At 60.7% G+C, this 560-nt stretch carries 1 protein-coding gene and 1 pseudogene; both read left to right on the top strand.

The window, feature by feature from the left end; genetic code table 11:
• Nucleotides 1–254, top strand: a 254-nt coding sequence (locus tag HAQ05_RS29710; RefSeq protein ID WP_274603333.1) for a LexA family protein, incomplete at its 5' end; no start/stop codon positions are given.
• Between the two features lie 99 nt (nucleotides 255–353).
• Nucleotides 354–560 (top strand): annotated as a pseudogene (locus tag HAQ05_RS29705) (hypothetical protein); the annotation flags it as partial.

Genomic DNA, 560 nt, shown 5'->3' with positions numbered 1-560 from the left:
GCATGATCGGCGCCGGAATCTTCGATGGTGATCTGGTGGTGGTGGACCGCGCGATTGAGCCGGCCCACGGGCACATCGTGATCGCTGCCATCAACGGCGAACCGCTGTGTAAGCGCCTGCACCGGCGGGGTGGGGAGGTGGCGTTGTTCTCGGAGAATAGGCGCTTTCCGCCGCGGTACATCATCGATGGCGACGAGCTGCAGATGTGGGGCGTGGTGACCTTCAGTGTGCGCAGCCATGACCCTAAAGCCTGAACTCGTCTACGCACTGATCGACGGCAACAGTTTCTAAGCCAACTGCGAACGGGTATTCAGGCCAGACCTGGTGCGCACGCCCATCGTGGTGCTGAGCAGGTGGCCAGCTACACCTTTCGCGCCGCAGAGAAGCTGCCCAGCCAGCGCTCGCTGTGCAAGAAAATGCGAGTGGCCATCCACACGGGCATGTTTTGGCCAAACGCGCCATTACTTAGGGAGGGCAGGGTGCTGACTCAGGCGGAGGGACTGCACTTCCCTCATTCTATTGGCAATGAATCGCCTCACGTGGCAGCAGCAGATTTTCCA

Origin of the sequence: Pseudomonas typographi, assembly GCF_014694385.1 — a bacterium.
Classification (GTDB): domain Bacteria; phylum Pseudomonadota; class Gammaproteobacteria; order Pseudomonadales; family Pseudomonadaceae; genus Aquipseudomonas; species Aquipseudomonas typographi.
This window is presented reverse-complemented; position numbering and strand designations above follow the sequence as displayed.